The organism is Caballeronia sp. M1242, assembly GCF_017220215.1.
Classification (GTDB): Bacteria; Pseudomonadota; Gammaproteobacteria; order Burkholderiales; family Burkholderiaceae; genus Caballeronia.
In genome coordinates this window covers 832971-852414 of sequence record NZ_CP071129.1, presented here as the reverse complement: position 1 = coordinate 852414, position 19444 = coordinate 832971, and the positions used below count along the sequence as shown (strand labels likewise).

Sequence of the window (19444 nt, the reverse complement as noted above, 5' to 3'; positions counted from 1 at the left end):
ATATCCGTTATGCGTTTTCCGAAGTCGGCATCAGATGTCCGCTTCCACTTCGTTGCCCTTCTCTTCGAGCCAGCTTCGGCGCGACGCCGCTTCGCCCTTGCCCATCAGCATGGTCATGCGCGAGACGGTGAGGTCGAAGCCGAGATCGCCCAGGCGGACCGGCAAGAGACGCCGCGTGTCGGGGTTCATCGTCGTGTCCCAGAGCTGTTCGGCGCTCATTTCGCCGAGGCCCTTGAAGCGGCTGATGCTCCATTGCGTTTCGCGCACGCCGTCCTTGCGCAGCTTGTCGAGAATCGCTTCGAGCTCGCCTTCGTCGAGCGCGTAGAGCTTCTGCGCGGGCTTCTTGCCGCGCGCGGGCGCATCGACGCGAAAAAGCGGCGGACGCGCGACGCACACATGACCGCGTTCGATCAGTTGCGGGAAGTGCTTGAAGAAGAGCGTGAGCAGCAGCACCTGAATGTGCGCGCCGTCCACGTCCGCGTCGGACAGAATGCAGATCTTGCCGTAGCGCAGATTCGAGAGATCGATCTGATCGTCCGGACCGTGCGGATCGACGCCGATCGCCACCGCGATGTCATGCACTTCGTTGTTGGCAAAGAGCCGGTCGCGCTCGGTTTCCCACGTGTTCAGCACCTTGCCGCGCAACGGCAGAATGGCCTGAAACTCCTTGTCGCGGCCCATTTTCGCGGAGCCGCCTGCCGAATCGCCCTCGACCAGGAAAAGCTCGTTGCGCGTGATATCGGTCGATTCGCAGTCCGTGAGCTTGCCCGGCAGCACGGCCACGCCCGAGCTCTTGCGCTTCTCGACCTTCTGACCCGCGCGCGTGCGCGCCTGCGCCTGGCGAATGACGAGTTCGGCGAGCTTCCTGCCGTATTCGACATGCTGATTGAGCCATAACTCCAGCGCCGGCCGCGAGAAAGACGACACGAGCTTCACGGCATCGCGGCTATTGAGACGCTCCTTGATTTGCCCCTGGAATTGCGGGTCGAGCACCTTCGCCGACAGCACGAACGAGACGCGCGCGAACACGTCTTCGGCGAGCAGCTTCACGCCCTTCGGCTGAAGGTTGTGGATCTCCACGAAGTTCTTGACCGCCTGAAAGAGCCCGTCGCGCAAGCCGGATTCGTGCGTCCCGCCCGCGGGCGTCGGAATCAGGTTCACGTATGATTCGCGCAGCAGCGGCCCTTCCTCGCTCCACGCGACGACCCACGACGCGCCTTCGCCTTCCGCGAACGTCTCCTCCGTCGTGCGCGAGTTGTCCGCGTAACGCTCGCCTTCGAAAAGCGGAATCAGCAGTTCGCTGCCGCCCATGCCTTCGAGCAGATAGCCGCGCAGACCGTCTTCGTACTTCCACGTCTGACGCTCGCCGGTCTTCTCGATGACGAGCACGACTTCGACGCCCGGCAGCAGCACGGCTTTAGAGCGCAACAGGCGCTGCAACTCGCCGAGCGGCAGATTCGGCGAATCGAAATACTTCGCGTTCGGCCAGGCGCGCACGCGCGTGCCGCTCTTCTTCTCGCCGCGTTCGGGCGAACGCGTCGTGAGCGGCTCGATGACGTCGCCATTGGCGAACGCCAGATGCGCGACCTTGTTATCGCGCCAGACCGTGACTTCGAGGCGCGTGGCGAGCGCGTTCGTCACCGACACGCCGACGCCGTGCAGGCCGCCCGAAAACGTGTACGCGCCGCCCGCGGCCTTGTCGAACTTGCCGCCCGCATGCAGCCGCGTGAACACGATCTCGACGACCGGCACGCCTTCCTCCGGATGCAGGCCGAACGGAATGCCGCGGCCGTCGTCTTCCACCGAGACGGAGTTGTCCGCATGGACCGTCACGGTGATCTGCTTGCCGTAGCCGCCGAGTGCTTCGTCCGACGCGTTGTCGATCACTTCCTGAACGATATGCAGCGGATTTTCGGTGCGCGTGTACATGCCGGGCCGCTGCTTGACCGGCTCGAGGCCCTTCAGGACCTTGATCGATGCTTCGCTGTAGCCCGCCGCCTTCGCGCTCATCGCGCGCGGCCTGGCGCCCTCGGCGCGCTGTGGAGTGGCTGCTTGGGCCACACTGGATTTTTTCGTGGACATAGTTGAACGTTGATCCGGCTTGCGACCCCGCGCGGGAATGGTCACCGCACGACGCCGCGATGCCGGCAAATGCTTTATCGAATGCTCAAGATTGCCTCACCGGATAGGCATCGCGGGGGCCTTCGCCCCGTCCGCCCGTCCGGCCGCGCTAGGAGAATAGCGGTTTTCGCCCGCCGCGCCCACCTCGACGGCGTCAAACCGAGCCTATCCGCGCTTCGCTTCGAGCTCTTCCCAGCGTTCCAGCGCGACGAGCAATTCCTCTTCGATGGCCGCGTGGCGCTCGGACAGGCGCGCGCCTTCTTTCGCGTCCGTGGCGAAAATGGAGCCGTCTTCGAGCTGCGCGCCGATGCGCTTCTGCTCGTCTTCCAGTTCCGCGATGCGCGCGGGCAGCGCTTCCAGCTCGCGCTGTTCCTTGAACGAGAGCTTGACCGTGCGCTGCGCGTTGCGGCCCGCCGCGCTTTCCTTCGGCGCGTCTTCCCTGGGCGCTTCCTTCGCGCTTTGCCGCGCCGCTTCCTCCGCGATGCGATCCGAACGTTCGCGCTGAACCTGCCAGTCCGAGAAGCCGCCCACATACTCGCGCCACTTGCCGCCGCCTTCCGCCGCGAACACGGACGTCACCACGTTGTCGAGAAACGCGCGGTCGTGGCTCACGAGCAGCACGGTGCCGTCGTAGTCCGCGAGCAATTCTTCGAGCAGTTCGAGCGTGGGAATGTCGAGGTCGTTGGTCGGTTCGTCGAGCACGAGCACGTTCGCCGGACGCGCGAAAAGGCGCGCGAGCAACAGGCGATTGCGCTCGCCGCCCGAGAGCGACCGCACGGGCGAACGCGCGCGCTCGGGCGCGAACAGGAAGTCGCCGAGATAGCTCATCACGTGCTTCTTCACGCCGTTCACTTCGACCCATTCGCTGCCGGGACTGATGGTGTCGGCTAGAGACTTGTCGAGGTCGAGTTGCGCGCGCATCTGATCGAAATACGCGGTTTGAATGTTGGTGCCGGTGCGCACGCGGCCTGCGTCGGGCTGCAACTCGCCGAGAATCAGCTTGAGCAGCGTGGTCTTGCCCGCGCCGTTCGGCCCGACGAGACCGATCTTGTCACCGCGCATGACCGTGGCCGTGAAGCTGTCGACGATGGTGCGCGCGCCATAACGCTTCGTCACGTCCGTCAGTTCCGCGACGATCTTGCCGGACTTCTCGCCCTGCCCGACGTCGAGCTTCACGTTGCCCTGCACGTTGCGCCGTTCGGCGCGTTCCTTGCGCATTTCGACGAGCCGCGCAATGCGCCCGACGCTGCGCGTGCGCCGCGCCTCCACGCCCTTGCGAATCCACACTTCTTCCTGCGCGAGCAGCTTGTCGAACTTGGCCTGTTCCACTTGCTCGACTTCGAGCTGCTGCGCCTTGCGAATCTGATACGCGCTGAAGTTGCCCGGATACGACAGCAAGCGTCCGCGATCCAGTTCGACGATGCGCGTGGCCACGCGATCCAGAAACGCGCGGTCGTGCGTGATGAAAAGCAAGCCCGTGCGCAGCGTGACGAGCAGTTCTTCGAGCCAGCGAATGCCTTCGAAGTCCAGATGGTTGGTCGGCTCGTCCAGCAGCAACACGTCCGGCTGCACGACGAGCGCCCGCGCCAGCGCGACGCGCTTTCGCATGCCGCCGGACAGCGAGCCCGCGCGGGCCTCGCCGTCGAGGCCGATCTGCGCGAGCGTCGTCGCGACGCGCGTGCGCCAGTTCCAGGCATCGCGCGTATCGAGCGCCGATTGCAGCGTGTTCATACGCGCGAGCAACGCGTCGTGCTCCGCGCCTTCGGGCGTGTCCGCGAGCCGGTGAGCGACGGCATCGTATTCGTCGAGCAGCGTGCGTGCATCGACGAGGCCGGAGGCGACGACATCGAACACGGATGCGTCGAGATCGAACTCAGGCTCCTGCGGCACATAGACGGTCGTGAGTTCGCTCTGGCGCGTGACGAGACCGTCGTCGGGCGCGGCGAGCCCCGCTACGATCTTGAGCAGCGACGACTTGCCCGCGCCGTTGCGGCCGATCAGCCCGACACGTTCGCCCGCTTCGAGCGAGAAGTCGGCGTGATCCAGCAACGCGACGTGGCCGAACGCGAGTTGTGCGTCCGTGATGGAATAAAGCGACATGGGGATGAATGCGAACGAAGGCGATACCGAGGAAGCGGTCATTGTACCGATGTTCCCTCGCGCCGAAGGTCGCATCGGCCGAACGGACAAGGGCGCGCGGGCCGTGGCGCGCGCCCGTCTGCCCCTGCCGTTGGGTCTACTTGACGTGGACCTTGATCGTCTGCGCCATCTCGGGCCCATACGAGCGATGCGCGCCGTCGCCGAGTTGCATCGTCAGCGTGTGGTCGCCGGGCGGCAGCTTCACGTCGGCTTCGGTCTGCGCCTTGCCATAATGCAGCGACGTGTCGCTCGCCGGGATCACGGTTCCCTTGGGCAGCGGTCCGCTGTCGATCAGCAGATGATGATGCCCCGCGCCTTCCGTCATCGTGCCGGCCGGCGCGAGCGTCATGCCCTCGACGCCGAACTTCACATGGACAGGGCTCGTGACGGTGGCGCCGTCTTTCGGCTCGATGAAGTACACGCGCGACTGCGCGTGCGCGTGGCCCGCGAAGGCCGCCGCGACAACGATGGCGCCAGCAAATACGGTCTTGTTCAGCATGGTCTTCTCCTTTTTGGTGGAGCGAGCGTCGCTTCAGGCAGCAACGGCGCCCCAGCATACACCTGCCTTACGGCCAACCGCATCCGACGCGCGTTTTTTGCGACGGCGCTTCGGGTAAGATGCCGGCTCGCCGTTTCCCGAGCCCTTCGCTGGGGCTTGCACGGCCCTTTCCATTTGAATCAAGAGTCTGTCGTGAGCGAAGTCATCGAATACAAAAGCTGGGTATGCCTGATTTGCGGCTGGGTCTACAACGAGCAGGACGGCCTGCCGGGTCAAGGCATCGCACCGGGCACGCGTTTCGCCGATATTCCGGCTAGCTGGCGCTGCCCGGAATGCGACGTCGGCAAGGAAGATTTCGTCGTCGTCGAGTTCTGACGCAGCACGGCGCCGCGCTCGCGGCGCTCTTTCAGCGCGCCACCGCGATCAACTCGCGGCTCGTCTCGTCCACCGGCGCGCGGTTCCAGTCCCCATACCAGTCGATCTGCGAGAAGCCCGCGCGGGTGAGCAGTTGCGCGAGTTCGTCGCGGCTGCGAAAGCGCAGTTCGCTTTCGGCGCGCAGCGTCTCGGTCTCGCCATCGAAGCGCGCGTGAGTCGTGAACGCAACGCGGCCGGTCGCGAGCGGATCGGGGTTCGCGTGCCGCTCTTGCCACACGTCGACGGCACGTCCATCGTCGCTTTGCACGCGACGCAGCGAGCGTTCCGCCGTCCAGTTCTCCCAAGCCCGCGCCGCCGGATTGCGGCTCTCGAACGCGATGAGCCCGCCCGGACGCAACGCGCGTCGCGCGGCGGCAAGCGTCGCCAAGAACGATGCATCGTCGAGAAACACTTGCGCGACGTGGCCGGTCATTACGAGCAGGTCGGCCGCGCCGACGAACGGCAGCGCCGACGCATCGCCTTCGATCCACGTCACGCGGTCGCCGGACGGACGGCCGCGCGCGATCTTCAGCATCTGCGGCGACGGATCGATGCCGGTCACGCGATAGCCGCGCCCGGCAAGCTCGCAGGCAAGCAGACCGGTGCCGCATCCGAGGTCGATCACATGTGCCGCCGACTCGGCGAGCGCCACGTAAAACGCCGTGTCGGCAGCGGCGGGATTGAGCGCGTCGTAGAGCGCGACGAGGCGCGGGTCGTCATAGAGGTTCGTCGGCATCAGCGGGTTTGGTAGGCGAGCGCTTCGCGCATCGGCTGGCTGTGGACCATGATCGGGCCGGTGAACGGCGTATCGAGATCGAGAATGACGAGCACGGCCGACGCGATGGAAAGCGCGCCCAGCATGATCGTCACGAGAGACAGCGCGTTGCGCGGGGCGATCAGCCCGAAGCACAGAAAGATGATGAGCAGCCAGCCGACGAGTATGCGGTCGAACGGATACGAAATGGTGCCGTGCGCTTCCTCGATCAGCTTCCAGCGCAGCGCGATGAGCTGCTCGAAGCGCGTGGCGGTGTTGTCGGCGAGCTTGCGGTGATACGCATCGGCGGGTTGAAGCAACCGGACCTGACGCTGCCCGCGATCGAGCAGTTCGCCCAGCGCGCGACTTTCGAGCTTGCCGCTCGCGTGCGGCGACGGTTCCACTTGCGGATAGTAGTCGCCCGGCGGATGCGGCTCGGCCGGCCATGTGCTCGCAATCGCGGCCGCCGTGTAGCTGCGCAGCACGGCGCGGGTTTCGTCGAGGTCCGCGCCGTAGTCGCGCATCGCCCGGTCGAGTTCGATGATCGCGGCGGCGTAGGCGCGCACGTCGTTATCGGTGGTATCGAACACGGTTTTGGCCGATGCCGTCAGCAAGCCCAGCACGAGCGCCGCGAACGTCACCAGCATGCCGACGAGAAGTTGCACGAGCTGCACCGTTTCCTGCGCCTTGTGCTCCTCCGGCAACAGCGGCCGAATGATCGCGCCGATGCCGGTACTCGCGAGCAGCAGAAAGAACACGAGCAGCGCGGATTCGATTTCCGTCATGAGCGCATGAGCCGCGAGCGAGGATGGGTGTGCTCGCATTATCCGGTGGAAACGGCTCGCGGTCCAATGCCGGCGGCGGCTGAGGCCGACGACTAGCGGCTTGTCATGGCCGCGTTCCCGTGTCCCACGGCGGTTCATCGCCGAACGCGTCCACGAGGTACTCCACGAATCGGCGCACTTTGAGCGGAATGCCCCGCGCGCCCGGATAGACCGCCTGAACCAGCAGTTCGGTCGCGCGGTAGTCGGGCAGCAGCGCGACGAGTTCGCCGCGCCGCACGTGCTCTCCGAAGACGAAGCTCGGGCCGTACGCGATTCCGGCTCCGGCGAGCGCGGCGGACAGCAGCATCTGCGTGTTGTTCGCTGAAATGCGCGAAGGACCGTCGATGACATATGCGCGGTTATCCGCATCGAACAAGGTCCAGTCGCCCGCGGACACGGCTTCGCTGAAGACGAGTCTCGGCGCGCCCAGCAGATCGTCTGGCGTGCGCGGCGCGCCGTGCCGCTCGATGTACTCCGGCGCCGCGCACACGACCATGCGGCATGGCGCGATGCGGCGCGTCACGAGCGCCGGATCATCCAGACGACCGATGCGGATCGCGACGTCGATGCCGGCGTCGAGCAGATCCACGTACCGGTCGCCGAGATCCACTTCCACATTCACTTGCGGATGGTCGCGGACATAGCGCGCGATGACATCGCCGAGATGCATCGCGCCGAACGTGACGGGCGCCGCGACGCGCAGCACCCCGCGCACCGTGGCCTGCGAATCGCTCACCTCGCGGTTGGCTTCGGCGAAGGCCTCCAGAATCTGCTTGCTGCGCTCGTAATAGGTCTGGCCCTCATCGGTCAGGCTGAGACGACGCGTCGTGCGCTGAAGCAGGCGCGCATTCAGCCTTGCCTCGATCTCGGAGACATGTTTGCCCGCCATCGCCGGCGACAATCCGAAACGACGCGCCGCCGCAGCCAGGCTTCCTTCCTCCACCGCCGCGACGAACACGCCAAGACTGGTCAGTCGGTCCATGACTCTCCCCGATTCGATCGCCGCATTATCGACTGCCGCCACTGATCGGGCAATTATCAGCGCGCAAGCGCACGCCTACGATTCACGCATGTCACGAACGGAGGCGAGAAGATGAAGATCGAAACGAACGGCACGCGGATTCACGTCACAGAGCGCGGCAGCGGGGATATGGCGCTCGTGTTTTTGCACTATTACGGCGGCTCGTCGCGGACGTGGGACGGCGTTGCGGACGAACTAGCTGACCGTTATCGCATCGTTGCCACCGATCATCGCGGATGGGGCGATTCCGACGCTCCCGCGAATGGCTACGGCATGGCCGATCTGGCCGCCGATGCCGAAGGCGTGATCGACGCGCTCGGCTTGCGGCGCTACGTGCTCGTCGGTCATTCCATGGGCGGCAAGGTCGCGCAACTGATCGCATCGCGGCGGCCGAAGGGACTCGAAGGACTCGTGCTCGTCGCTCCGTCGCCGCCCTCGCCCATGCGCCTCTCGGAGCAGGAACGCGCGACCTTGTCGGGCGCTTACGCATCGCGCGAATCGGTCGAATTCGTCATCGATCACGTGCTGACCGGAAGACCGCTCGACGCGGCCTGTCGCGAACGAGTCATCGAGGACAGCCTCAAGGGCGCGCCGCAAGCGAAAGCCGCGTGGCCTGAGATCGGCATGAGCGAGGATCTGACGGGCGCGGCGGCGTCGATCGACGTGCCCACCGTCGTCATCTCGGGAGAACTAGACCGGGTCGATCGCATCGACACGTTGCAGAACGAGCTTCTGCCGCGCATCCCGCATGCGGCGATGGTCGTGCTGCCCGGCGTCGGACATCTGTCGCCGCTGGAAGCGCCGAACGACATCGCACGCGTCATCGCGCGCTTTGTCGGCGAGATCAAGAACGGATCGGCGGGCTGTCGTGCGCCGGAGGACGTACCGCTCGCCTTCGATGCGGCGATGAATGCCGGCGATCTCGACCGACTTCTGCGCCTCTTTCGCAACGATGCCACGATGCGTCTGACGAACGGCGTCGAAATCAGCGCGCGCCCGGATGAACTGCGCCGCGCGATGGCGCAACTGCTGACCGCGAAGCCGCGCATTCGCAATACGGTGCGTCGCGTGGTGTCGAGCGGAAACATCGCGCTGGTTCTGGCGGACTGGACGCTGACTGTTACGCTACCCGACGGGCAGCCGCGCGTCGAATCGGGCTGCGCGACTCAGGTCATGGAGAAAGGACCGGACGATGCATGGCGGCTGAGAATCTCGAATCCATCCGGACTGAACTGAGCCAGAAAGCATCGCGTTCTAGCCGCGATTACATGCGATGTCATTGCGCGAGACAGCCACGAGTCGCTAGAGTCGATACGCCACGCCACTTACGAAGGAGACCATGAGCGCATCGAACCTTCGCTATCGGGAATCGAACGATCTGCGCGCCTTGCTGCGCCACTGGCGCGAGGCGCGCGGCTTCAGCCAGCTCGACCTGTCGCTCGTTGCCGGCATCTCGCAGCGCCAGATCAGCTTCATCGAAAGCGGACGCAGCGTGCCGGGCCGGCAAACGCTCATGAATATCGCGCAGTCGCTGGATGTGCCGCTGCGCGAACGCAACGCGCTGTTGCTGTCCGCCGGTTATGCGCCGATGTATTCCGAGACCGAGTGGAGCGACAAAGAAATGGCTGTCGTGATGGGCGCTGCGATGCGGATGTTGCAGCAGCACGAGCCGTTTCCCGCCATCGTCATGGATCGCTATTGGAACGTGCTCCTGACCAATCCCGCAGCGCCGGATTTCTTCAGTTGCTTCATCGACATGGCTGCACGGACGGAACCACGCAACATCCTGCATCTGATGTTCGATCCGCAAGGCATGCGGCCGCATATCGCGGACTGGGAAAGCGTGGCGCTCAGTCTGATACAGCGCGTGCATCGCGAAGCGGTCGGACATGTCATCGACGCCCGGACGCAGCAACTGCTCGATGCGCTGCTCGCTTATCCCGACGTGCGTCCCGAGTGGCGCTCGCAAGCCGTGACGGCGTCTTCTTCCACGCTGCCTGTCGTGCCGTTGAGCTTCGTGAAAGAGGGCGCGGCGCTCAACTACTTCTCGATGATCACGACGGTCGGAACGCCGTCGACGGTCGCTGCGCAGGAACTGCGGATCGAGTGCATGTTTCCGGCGGACAGCGAAACCGAAGCGCGGCACATCGCACTGCTGCAAGCTGCGCGCGAGTAGCGTCGAACTGATGACATGCCATGTAATTGGCCGGATGCTTCCGCGCGACTAAGCTGTGTGTGTCGTTCGGTTGCTCATCCAAGATCGCCACTTCATAAGGACTCCACATGGCTCAGCTTACCGTCTATACGCTCGACTCCGCTCCCGCCGATTCGAAGCCCGCGCTCAACGCCCTCGCTGAGGCGTTCGGCATGGTGCCGAACATCGCGGGCGCGCTCGCCGGTTCGCCCCGATTGATCAACGGGCTCGTAGGCGTATTTCAGCAAGTCCATGGCGGCAGCTTCACCGAAGCGCAGATTCAGGCGCTACTGCTCACGAACGCCGTGACGAACGGTGCTGCATGGCCCGTTGCCTTCCACTCGCATCTTGCGTTGCAGGCAGGCCTGAGCGAAGCGGACGTTCAGTCGATCCGCGAACGCCGCCTGCCGCGCGACGATCGACTCGCGGCGCTGTCGGCCCTGGCGCGCGCCCTCATCGAAAATCGCGGCCGCGTGGACGAACAGGTGATCGCGTCGTTCATCGCCGCGGGCTTCGATCAGGAACGGGTGCTCGAAGTCATTCTCGTCGTCGCGGCATCGACGATGACGAACTACACCGCGAGCGTCGCGCAGCCGCCGCTCGAGGCGCAGTTCGAGCCGCACGCGTGGGCGGCCTAGCGCGACGCGCGGCGAAGCCTGCGCTCGTCGCGCAGGCTTCGCGGTCAACTGTCAGTGCCGGGATTGTGCAGCGCCTGCGAGATCGCCGCTCGCAATTCGATCGCCTGATACGGCTTGTGAAGCACCGGAAACTCGGTGCCGTCGATGTCGTTTCTCGCGATGGACGTGTCGGCGTAACCCGTCGTCAGCAAGACGCGCAGCAGTGGCTTGCGGCGCTTCGCTTCCTGCGCGAGCATCACGCCGTTCATGCCTCCGGGCATGATCAGATCGGTGAAGAGCAGTTCGATCTGCGCGTCCCCGCCCAGTATCTCGAGTGCGTCATGCGCCCCATGTGCGACGCGCGTCTTGTACCCGCCTTGCTGCAGGATCATCGCGGCGACTTCGGCCACGTCGGGTCGGTCATCGACCACGAGGATCGTCTCGTTGTGCGCGGACTCGGCGACACGCCGGTGCCGCTGCTCGATGGATGGTTCCGCCGCCACCGCCGGAAAGTAGAGCCGCACCGTTGTGCCGTGGCCCGGCTCGGAGTAGATATCGACCGCTCCGCCCGATTGTCTCGCGAAGCCGTAGACCATCGACAAACCCAGGCCCGTCCCCTTTCCTTCTTCCTTCGTCGTGAAGAACGGGTCCATCACATGCGCAAGAATATGGGCAGGAATGCCGGTGCCGTTGTCGCTCACCGACACCCAGACGTACTCGCCGGGCGTCAGTTGCGCGAATCCGATGGGCCGTCTATCGGTCAGCGACAGATTGCCGGTGCGCACCGTGACTTGAGGCTTGTCCTTGCCGTGCAGCGCGTCGCGCGCGTTCAGAAGCAGATTGAGCACCGCCACTTCCAGTTGCGAAGCGTCGAGCTGACAATTGCGCAGCGCCGGGTCCGGAACGAAGTTGAGCGCTCCGCTGTCACCGAACGTGTTTTCCGCAAGTTCCCGAATGTCGGCGAGCCGCGCGTTCAAGTTGATGACTCGGCCGCGCAGTTCCTGCTTGCGCGCGAATGCGAGCAGTTGCTGCGTGAGCGTAGATGCACGCGTGATGGCATCGCGCATCCGCTCGACCGGCATCACGAACCGGCTGAGATCGAACCGCTCTTCGATGCCGAGCTTCATCACATCGACATAGCCGCTCATCACCTGCAACAGGTTGTTGAAGTCGTGCGCGATGCCCCCAGTCAACTGCCCGAGTGCTTCCATCTTCTGCGATTGCCTCAGCGCCTCTTCCGCGTCGCGGCGGCGGCTGATATCGAGTTGAGAGGCGAAGAAATACACGATCTCGCCGGCCTCGTTCCTGACCGGCGAGATAAAGAGCGCGTTCCAGAACGTCGATCCGTCCTTTCGATAGTTCAGCACCTCGATATTGATTTCACGGCCCTGTTCGACGGCGTCGCGAATCTCGGACACGGTGGCCTGGCTCGTCTCCGGCCCCTGCAGGAGCCGGCAGTTCTGCCCGATCAATTCCTCGACGCTGAAGCCCGTCAGATTGAGGAATGCGGAGTTCACGAAGACGATCGGGTTGTCCGGCTGATTCGGGTCGGTGACGAGCATGGGCATGCGTGTCGTCGAAACAGCCGCGAAGAAGATATCGTTCGAATGGTCGCTGAAGGATGGCCGTACGTTGCTTACGGTGGGGCGCTCGATGTTCAATTTTTGTCCTCGTTTTAGCCGCATCCACCGTCTTGGCGGTGCGCGAGGACCGCCGAAACCCGGCGATGTGTCGACGAGGATTCTAGCTTGCGGCGCGCAACGTTGTCGCTTTCGCGTAGACGTGAATCACGCTCGCGGCGCGCCGCTCAACTGCTCGTCTATCGTCCGCGTCAGCGGCGACTGCACGTCGCCCGTGTGCTTCGTCTCGACAGGCTCGATCAGCACGATCCAGCATTCTTCGTCGGCGACCGGGTTATGCAGCGTGCCGCGCGGCACGACGTGCATGGAGCCCGCTGGCAAATGCACGGCTCGGCCGCCTTCGTATTCGATGGTGAAATTGCCGCGCACGACGAAGAAAAGCTCGTCTTCGTTCGCGTGGTCGTGCCACGCGAGTTCACCACGCACCTTGGCGACCTTCACATACTGATCGCTGACCTGCGCGACGACTTTCGGCGACCAATATTCGCGGACATCGCTGAACGCGGCATCACGGCAAATCATTAGGTTTACTGAATAACTGGCAAGACGTTTGATAGAGCGTGACGCGGACTCTAGCGCATAAGCGGACGATCTGCCCGATTCACCGTCATTCGATGAGTGCCGCGAGTTCATCCGCCGTGCCCAACGGAAACGATGCCTTGAGGTGCGCGAGAAAGGCCGACACGCGCGTGCTCAACAAACGCCTCGACGGATACAGCGCCCACAACGCAATCTCCGGCCCGTCGACATCGCCCCAATGCGCCAGCTTGCCCGCGGCGATATCCCGGCTCACCAGCGACAGCGGCAGACAGGCGGCGCCCACGCCGAGGCGAACGGTGTCGCGCACCATGACGAGCGACGACAGCTGCGCGACCGGCTCGATGAGGATGCGCGCCTTTCCGCGCGCGCCGATCACGTCCCAATACGCCATGTCTTCGGGCGTGCCCCGAACGACCGCGCGAACGCTGGATTTCGCAGCGGGTCGCTTGAGTCCCGGCTTGGCCACGACGACGAGCCGGTCGCGCAAGAAGATGCGCCCGACGAGCGTCTCGTTCGGTTCGGGATTGACGCGGATCACGAGGTCATACCCTTCTTCGACCATATTGACCGGGCGATCTTCTGTCGTCACCTCGATGCGGACCTGCGGGTACTTGAGGACGAACGACGCGACCAGCTTTCCCATGGCTATCTGCGAGAAGAGCGCGGGCGCGCTTATGCGCAAGCGGCCGCGCGGCTCATCGCTACCGGATGCAATGGCGGCGGCGCTTTCGTTGAGTTCAGCGAGGAGCGCACCTGTGCGCTCGTAGAGCGCGCGGCCTTCCTGCGTGAGCACGACGCCGCGCGGCCCGCGTTCGAAAAGCCGAATGCGAAGGTCGTTTTCGAGTTCGGTGACGCGGCGCGAAAGCGTCGCCTTGGGCCGCTCGGACGCGCGAGCGGCTTCCCCGAAGCTGCCGTAACGCGCGACAAGATTGAAGTCAGCGAGAGCGAGAAGGTCCATGCGGGTCCTAGTCAGCGTTCCATGGGTGTTCCATGAGTGAGACGCCTCGTCTCTATATCACATCTTCCGGACAGTCAGCGGATCACTTACCTTAGGTGCATGCCAACCACTTGAAGGAGTTCCACCATGACTATTCTCGTTACCGGCGCCACCGGCCGCGTCGGCCGTCAGGTCGTCGAACAACTCGTCAGCCGCCATGCGGACGTTCGCGTGCTCGTGCGCGATCCATCGAAAGCGCAATTCCCGGCAGAAGTGACGGTCGCACTGGGCGATATGCTCGATATCGATTCGCTTCGCCGCGCCTTCGCCGGCGTGCGCACGCTGTTCCTGCTCAACGCGGTGGCGGGCGACGAGTTCACGCAGGCGCTGATTACGCTGAACATCGCGCGGGAGTCGGGCGTCGAGCGCGTGGTGTATCTGTCGGTCATGCACGCGGACCGGTTCGTCAACGTGCCGCATTTCGCCGTGAAGTCCGGCGCCGAGCGCATGATCGAGCGAATGGGTTTCAGCGCGACGATCCTGCGCCCGGCGTACTTCATCGACAACGAACTCATGATTCGGGACGTCGTCGTCGATCACGGCGTTTATCCGATGCCGATCGGGAGCAAGGGCGTCGCCATGGTCGACACGCGCGACATCGCGGAGGTCGCGGCCATCGAACTGTTGCGTCGCGACGAGGCGGCCGCGGATCTTCCCGTGGAGGTTATCGATCTCGTCGGACCGGACACATTGACGGGCTCCGCGCTGGCGTCCATCTGGTCCGACGTGCTCGGCCGGCCGGTGGCGTACGGCGGCGACGATCCGGGCGGGTTCGAGCAGAACCTTAGCAGCTTCATGCCGAAGTGGATGGCGTACGAGATGCGCCTGATGGCCGAGCGTTATGTCAGCGACGGCATGGTGCCGGAAGCCGGCGACGTCGAACGCCTCGTGCGCATGCTGGGGCGTCCGCTGCACACGTACCGCGACTTCGTCACGCAACTGGCGGGTTGAGCGGCGCGGTTGCCGATTGACGAGGACGAATCGGCATCCGCGGGTGCCGATGAAGGGAAGCGTCGGCGGCGCGTTGGGAAGCTATCGTGGTCCCCCCGACAGGAATCGAACCTGTATCTAGCGCTTAGGAGGCACTCGTTCTATCCATTGAACTACGGGGAGCGGACCGCACGTCCCGCCTAACCAATGCGCACTAAGCGTCGTCCGGGCGGGCGGGAGCGCAGAGTATAGCAAACGCATTCGACGGCCATGCGCACCCCGACCGAAAAAGCATCGGCGCAAAGGTTTGGCGACACAACTGCGGGTTTGTCCCTATCAAGTTCCACGCGAGCGCGCCGCCATCGGACACATGGACCCCACATCCGATATCAAGCCCCAGGGCGCGTTTTCGGCGTTGCTGGCAGACCAGGACCTCGCGCATCTTCAGAAGGTGCTGCGTCGTTCGCTGTCTTGCGATCTCGGCGGTCCATTGCTGCCGCCCTCGTATTGGCGCGAGCGGCTGGCTGCCATCACGCGGCAGGCACACCTGTCGCATACGCAGATTCAGATCGTCCACCGGCTGTATCTGGTGATCGATGCGTTCGAAGCCGCGTCGGCCAAGAGCGATGCCGATGCCGAACACCCCGCGCCCGACAATCCGCTCGCCGCGTCAGGCGCTTGAGCGGCCCTTCGGTCAGTGCCGGTGCCTGAGCCACCGCTCGCGCAGCGAATGGCCCGGCGCGGCTGCGCGCGTCGGTGCCTTCGCGCGATGCGCCCGCCTCTCGCGATATTCGTCGCGCCAGTCATGCGCGAGCAACACGAGGCCGATCGCGGCGAGCGCCGCGACGCCGATGAGGATGTCGGAGAAATCGAGCATGGCGCCCTCCTGCTTGCGGCTGCCGTCATGCTTTCATGATAGGCGGCGCGCGGCGCAAGTCGATGGCATTTACGCGCCAGGTCCCTACGCCGCCTGCCGAGCGCGCTGTTGCTGCGCGTGCGCCGCGAGCCGCACCGCCGCGTTCGCCGCGCCGTAGCCATCGTAGCCGCCGCGCCGCTCGATCACTTCGAGAAAGAAGCGCTGATCGAGCTGCTCGGTGTAGGCGTGGAAGAACTCGCCGCCGCGCTCGTCCCGGTCGTAAAGGATGTTGTGCTCGCGCATCGCGTCGATCTGCTCGTCGGGCAGGCCGTAGCGCGCCACGAGATCGTCGTAGTAATTGCGCGGAATGCGCAGGAACTGCACGCCGTCCGCCTCCAAGCGGGGAATCGCGTCGAAGATGTCGGGCGTGCTGAACGCGACGTGATTCAACCCAGAGCCGCGATACGTCGAGAGCGATTCCGACACCGCCGTGAAGCGGTCCATCGACGCGTTGAGCGCAATGCGCACCGAGCCGTCGCGGCTTCGCACCGCGCGGCTGCGCACGAGCCCGTAAGGATCGGGCACGAGCACGCTCGCTTCCGTCTCGAAGCCGAACGCGCTGCGGAAGAAAAGCACCCACGTATCGAGCGCCTCGGCCGGCAGCGAAAGGCACACGTGATCGATGCGCGAAAGCGGCCCGACTTCGTAAGGGCCGTCGATATCCGTCAGGACGAAATCCGATTCCCATAACGTCGGCGCGCCGGGCGCTTCATCGACGAAATAATCGAGGCTGCCGTCCGGCGACTGCACGCCCGGCACCACGCGCTCGTTCGGTCCCACGCGGCCCGAGAACGGCTTCGAGCCGTAAGCGGCGGCGCGCTCGAACGCGCATTTGGCGTCATCGACATGAAACGCCGACGCGCACAGCGACAAGCCGTGCTGCTGAAAAAACGCGCTCGCGAAAGAATCGGCTTCCGCGTTCAGCACGATCGATCCCGCGCCGTGCCGATACAGCGTCACGTCCTTCGACCGATGCGTGCCCGCGAGCCGGAAGCCGAGCTTGCGCAGCCAGTCGGCGACGTGCTCGCGCGTCGTGTCGTCCACGGCGAATTCGAGGAACTGGAAGCCGATGTGCGCGGGCGGCGCGGGCGGATCGAAGAGTTCCTCGGGCGCGCGCTCGCCCATGCGCGCGCGCGTCTGCTCTTCGAGAAAGCGCAACGAGCGATGCCCGTCCGCCGCGGTGATGGCGGTCGGCGCGGCGCGAAAGCCGTCGTTGAAGATTTCGAGCGACAGCGGCCCCGTGTAGCCCGCCTCGAGGACGCGCGCCGTGAATCCGGCGACATCGAATGCGCCCTGCCCCGGAAAACAGCGATAGTGACGGCTCCATTCGAGCACGTCCATCGAGAGCACGGGCGCATCGGCGATCTGCACGAAGGCGATGCGATCGCCGGGAATGGCCGCGATCTCATCGACGGAATCGGAAATGGACAGCGTATGGAAGCTGTCGAGCACGAGACCGAGGCTCGGATGATTCACGGCATCCACCAGCCGCCACGCGTGCTTGTACGAGTTGACGTGCCGGCCCCACGCGAGCGCCTCGTAACCGACGATCACGCCGGCTTCCTCGGCGAGGCGCGCGAGCACGCCGAGCTGATCGACGATGAGCGCATCGTCGGCGACGGTGTCCGGCGACACGTTGCTGCACGCGAGCATGCGGTCCGCGCCCAGTTCGTGCATCAGGTCGAACTTGCGTTTCGCGCGCTCGACGTTCTTCGCGAGCCGCTCGCCGCTCACGCCCTCGAAGTCGCGAAACGGCTGGAACAGATAGATGGCGAGGCCCAGGTCGTCGCACAGACGCCGGACGTCGGCGGGCGTGCCGTCGAAGTAGAGCAGATCGTTTTCGAAGATCTCGACGCCGTCGAAGCCCGCCGCGCGAATCGCCTTCAGCTTTTCGACGAGCGTCCCGCTGATGGATACCGTCGCGATGGATGTCGGGATGGAACGCGGCATCGCTGCCTCCTCTGCATTTCGTTGCGGGGTGAACCGTTAGAGTGTAGGCGCTCTGCACGCAGTCCACGTCATTGTGTGCCAGCATAACAAACTAACTAGATGGTACAAAATACGTGAAAATACCGAAGGACAGGATGCGCGCGCACGCGCAAACTGCCCTTGCAATCGCCGCACTGCACCATCGCGCCCTCTTTCACTGCTGTACGCTACGTGCGAGCGTCTAGCCTCAAGCCTCTTCTCGCGGGAGCACTCGCATGACCAGCAAAACTTCGTATCTGATCGGACTGATCGGCTCGGGCATCGCCGGATCGCTGACGCCCGCCATGCACGAGCAGGAAGGCCGCGTGCTCGGGCTGAACTACGTGTATCGGCGCATCGACCTGCAGGCGCTGAAGCTCGAGCCGTCCGCGCTTCCCGACTTGTTGATCGCCGCCGAGCGCATGGGCTACGACGGCCTGAACATCACGTATCCGTGCAAGCAAAGCGTGATCCCATTGCTCGACGAGCTCGACCCCGACGCCCGCGCGCTCGGCGCGGTGAATACCGTCGTGCTGAAAGGCGGCAAGCGCATCGGCTATAACACGGACTGGTCCGGCTTCGCGCGCGCGTTCCAGCGCGGCCTGCCGGATGCGCCGCTCGGCCGCGTCGTGCAACTGGGCGCGGGCGGCGCGGGCGCGGCCGTCGCGCATGCGGCGCTCGTCATGGGCGCGAACGCGCTCACGCTGTTCGATTCGGACGAGGCGCGCGCATCGTCGCTGGCGGCGGAACTGGCGGCGCGCTTTCCGGATCGCGAAGTGACGAGCGGCGGCGACCTGCGCGAAACATTGCGCCCGGCCAACGGCCTGATTCACGCGACGCCGACCGGCATGGCGAAGCTGCCCGGCATGCCGCTGCCCGCGGAGTATCTGCACAAGGACTTGTGGGTGGCGGAGATCGTCTACTTTCCGCTCGAAACCGAGCTGCTCAAGACGGCGAAGGCGCTCGGTTGCCGCACGGTGAGCGGCGGCGGCATGGCGGTGTGTCAGGCGGTGGATGCGCTGCGCATCTTCACGGGACGCGAGCCCGACGCCGAGCGCATGTTCGCCCACTTCCAGACGTTGCTGCCCGCTGACGCGAAGTAAGCGCGGCATCGAAAACAAAACGGCGGCCTCGCGAGATAGCCGCCGTTTGCTTTCAGCCTTCGCGCCGCATGTAGCACAGCACCGCTTCGATAATCATCTCGCGATGCCGCGCCCGCGAGCGCGGCCCGGACGGATCGCGCCCGAACGCGGCGCTCCACGTATGGCGGTTCGCCACGCGATGAAAGCAGAACGAGCTGATCATCAGATGCAGGTCGAGCGGCTCGACATCATCGCGAAAACGCCCCGCCGCGACGCCTCGCGCGATGAGGTCTTCGAGTGTCTTCACGACTGTGGCATTGCGCGATTTGAAGGTCTTCGACTGCTCGACGTACTTTGCGCCGTGCACGTTCTCGATCGTCACAAGACGCACGAAATCGCGATGTTTGTCATGGTAGTCGAACGTGAAACCGATAAGCTCGCGCAGCGCCTCTTCGGGACCCATCTCCGCGAGTTCGAGTTCCTGTTCCAGCGCGCGGATATCGCCATAGACCTGCTCCAGCACCGCCTCGTACAGCCCTTCCTTGCTGCCGAAGTAGTAGTACAGCATGCGCTTGGTGGTGTTGGTGCGCTCCGCGATGGCATCGACGCGCGCGCCCGTGAGGCCCATCGCCGAAAATTCCTGCGTGGCGATGTCGAGAATATTGCGCTTAGTCTCCTCTGGATCGTACTTGCGTCGCCCCTCCGATCCGGCCGGCGTGGACGCAGCACTGGCGGCCTTGCTCACCTCGGTGGCGGCCTTGCTTGCTTTTTTCATGTTTGCGTCTGAG

General features: G+C 64.7%; 19 protein-coding genes and 1 tRNA gene. 7 read left to right on the top strand and 13 right to left on the bottom strand.

All coding sequences use genetic code 11. The features are described from left to right. Positions 1–30: 30 nt before the first annotated feature. From JYK05_RS03950 to JYK05_RS03940, 3 genes are all read right to left on the bottom strand, one after another. Complete coding sequence (locus JYK05_RS03950) at positions 31–2010, bottom strand: DNA topoisomerase IV subunit B (protein ID WP_175939858.1); 1980 nt, start codon at positions 2008–2010, stop codon at positions 31–33. A gap of 276 nt (positions 2011–2286) precedes the next feature. After that, positions 2287–4221 carry an ATP-binding cassette domain-containing protein gene (locus JYK05_RS03945; RefSeq protein ID WP_206468207.1) on the bottom strand — a complete coding sequence of 645 codons (1935 nt, stop codon included), beginning with the start codon at positions 4219–4221 and terminating at the stop codon, positions 2287–2289. Positions 4222–4357: 136 nt separating this feature from the next. After that, positions 4358–4759 (bottom strand): DUF4399 domain-containing protein, encoded by a 402-nt coding sequence (locus JYK05_RS03940; protein WP_206467833.1) that lies wholly within the window; start codon positions 4757–4759, stop codon positions 4358–4360. Between the two features lie 192 nt (positions 4760–4951). On the opposite strand from JYK05_RS03940, the gene JYK05_RS03935 reads away from it, so the two are divergent. After that, on the top strand, positions 4952–5134 hold the full coding sequence (locus tag JYK05_RS03935; RefSeq protein WP_159835653.1) for a rubredoxin: 183 nt from the start codon (positions 4952–4954) through the stop codon (positions 5132–5134). Positions 5135–5165: 31 nt separating this feature from the next. On the opposite strand, the gene JYK05_RS03930 is transcribed toward JYK05_RS03935, so the two are convergent. The 3 genes from JYK05_RS03930 to JYK05_RS03920 form a co-directional block, all read right to left on the bottom strand. Beyond that, positions 5166–5909 carry a class I SAM-dependent methyltransferase gene (locus JYK05_RS03930; RefSeq protein ID WP_206467832.1) on the bottom strand — a complete coding sequence of 248 codons (744 nt, stop codon included), beginning with the start codon at positions 5907–5909 and terminating at the stop codon, positions 5166–5168. Further along, a complete protein-coding gene (locus JYK05_RS03925; protein ID WP_206467831.1) occupies positions 5909–6712 on the bottom strand; it encodes a hypothetical protein in 804 nt (267 codons plus the stop codon). Before JYK05_RS03925 ends, JYK05_RS03930 begins: the two co-directional genes overlap by 1 nt. 103 nt (positions 6713–6815) lie before the next feature. Next, entirely contained in the window at positions 6816–7733 is a 918-nt protein-coding gene (locus JYK05_RS03920) for a LysR family transcriptional regulator (RefSeq protein ID WP_206467830.1), read from the bottom strand. Positions 7734–7844: 111 nt separating this feature from the next. Here JYK05_RS03920 and JYK05_RS03915 point away from each other — a divergent pair, with 111 nt between their 5' ends. From JYK05_RS03915 to JYK05_RS03905, 3 genes are all read left to right on the top strand, one after another. Further along, entirely contained in the window at positions 7845–9008 is a 1164-nt protein-coding gene (locus tag JYK05_RS03915) for an alpha/beta fold hydrolase (protein ID WP_206467829.1), read from the top strand. Between the two features lie 103 nt (positions 9009–9111). Continuing rightward, on the top strand, positions 9112–9948 hold the full coding sequence (locus tag JYK05_RS03910; protein WP_206467828.1) for a helix-turn-helix domain-containing protein: 837 nt from the start codon (positions 9112–9114) through the stop codon (positions 9946–9948). A 107-nt stretch (positions 9949–10055) separates the two neighbouring features. Continuing rightward, positions 10056–10604, top strand: a complete 549-nt coding sequence (locus JYK05_RS03905; protein WP_206467827.1) for a carboxymuconolactone decarboxylase family protein — start codon at positions 10056–10058, stop codon at positions 10602–10604. Between the two features lie 44 nt (positions 10605–10648). Here JYK05_RS03905 and JYK05_RS03900 read toward each other — a convergent pair whose 3' ends face one another. The 3 genes from JYK05_RS03900 to JYK05_RS03890 all read right to left on the bottom strand — a co-directional run bounded on the left by JYK05_RS03900 (position 10649) and on the right by JYK05_RS03890 (position 13721). Beyond that, complete coding sequence (locus JYK05_RS03900) at positions 10649–12268, bottom strand: histidine kinase famiy protein (RefSeq protein ID WP_206467826.1); 1620 nt, start codon at positions 12266–12268, stop codon at positions 10649–10651. 102 nt (positions 12269–12370) lie between these two features. Next, positions 12371–12745, bottom strand: coding sequence for a cupin domain-containing protein (locus tag JYK05_RS03895; RefSeq protein WP_206467825.1), 375 nt, complete (start codon positions 12743–12745; stop codon positions 12371–12373). Between the two features lie 85 nt (positions 12746–12830). Then, a complete protein-coding gene (locus tag JYK05_RS03890; RefSeq protein WP_175939848.1) occupies positions 12831–13721 on the bottom strand; it encodes a LysR family transcriptional regulator in 891 nt (296 codons plus the stop codon). A gap of 126 nt (positions 13722–13847) precedes the next feature. Here JYK05_RS03890 and JYK05_RS03885 point away from each other — a divergent pair, with 126 nt between their 5' ends. Next, complete coding sequence (locus JYK05_RS03885; RefSeq protein ID WP_175939847.1) at positions 13848–14711, top strand: SDR family oxidoreductase; 864 nt, start codon at positions 13848–13850, stop codon at positions 14709–14711. A gap of 87 nt (positions 14712–14798) precedes the next feature. Here JYK05_RS03885 and JYK05_RS03880 read toward each other — a convergent pair. Further along, positions 14799–14873, bottom strand: a tRNA-Arg gene (locus JYK05_RS03880). Between the two features lie 187 nt (positions 14874–15060). On the opposite strand from JYK05_RS03880, the gene JYK05_RS03875 reads away from it, so the two are divergent. Further along, positions 15061–15372, top strand: a complete 312-nt coding sequence (locus JYK05_RS03875; RefSeq protein ID WP_241269843.1) for a hypothetical protein — start codon at positions 15061–15063, stop codon at positions 15370–15372. 12 nt (positions 15373–15384) lie between these two features. On the opposite strand, the gene JYK05_RS03870 is transcribed toward JYK05_RS03875, so the two are convergent. Further along, on the bottom strand, positions 15385–15567 hold the full coding sequence (locus JYK05_RS03870) for a hypothetical protein (RefSeq protein ID WP_206467824.1): 183 nt from the start codon (positions 15565–15567) through the stop codon (positions 15385–15387). Positions 15568–15651: 84 nt separating this feature from the next. Then, a complete protein-coding gene (locus JYK05_RS03865; RefSeq protein WP_206468206.1) occupies positions 15652–17544 on the bottom strand; it encodes a bifunctional sugar phosphate isomerase/epimerase/4-hydroxyphenylpyruvate dioxygenase family protein in 1893 nt (630 codons plus the stop codon). 266 nt (positions 17545–17810) lie between these two features. Here JYK05_RS03865 and JYK05_RS03860 point away from each other — a divergent pair, with 266 nt between their 5' ends. Continuing rightward, complete coding sequence (locus tag JYK05_RS03860; RefSeq protein WP_206467823.1) at positions 17811–18677, top strand: shikimate dehydrogenase; 867 nt, start codon at positions 17811–17813, stop codon at positions 18675–18677. A 52-nt stretch (positions 18678–18729) separates the two neighbouring features. Here JYK05_RS03860 and JYK05_RS03855 read toward each other — a convergent pair whose 3' ends face one another. Further along, positions 18730–19431: a TetR family transcriptional regulator gene (locus JYK05_RS03855; protein WP_206467822.1), complete on the bottom strand. Its 702-nt coding sequence runs from the start codon at positions 19429–19431 to the stop codon at positions 18730–18732. Positions 19432–19444: the final 13 nt, after the last annotated feature.